Origin of the sequence: Vibrio sp. 10N.261.52.A1, from assembly GCF_002876325.1 — a bacterium.
In the GTDB taxonomy this organism is placed as follows: domain Bacteria; phylum Pseudomonadota; class Gammaproteobacteria; order Enterobacterales; family Vibrionaceae; genus Vibrio; species Vibrio chagasii.
On the sequence record NZ_MCYD01000199.1, the window covers coordinates 1 to 319 of the forward strand.

1 pseudogene is annotated in these 319 nt (G+C 40.1%); it reads right to left on the reverse strand.

From position 1 onward, the window contains the following. A pseudogene (locus BCT81_RS02580) lies at positions 1 to 319 on the reverse strand (hypothetical protein); the annotation flags it as partial.

Below are 319 nucleotides of genomic sequence, written 5' to 3' on the forward strand. Positions count from 1 at the left end.
TTTTTCTCCTAACTTAAAGGTGTGGGATTGCAACATATGATAATCGCGTCCTTCAAACGTGTCGTGGTAGTAACTATTAGGGGTTAACTTATCTAATTCAGAGTCTCGCATGCCGCTGAACCCACCGCAGATAATATATGCAGCATTAGTAAGTTGACCAAGATAGCGTCTAAAGTCATTCCCATTTTCTAGTGGAATATCCGGTAGTGTTTGAGCTAATGGCTCAATAATTTCCTTAGCTGTTAGAGGTTGGTTGCCCTGCACGGCTTCTGCGTATTTGTGATTATTAATACTGCCGTCTTCATTTATGAAATAGTAA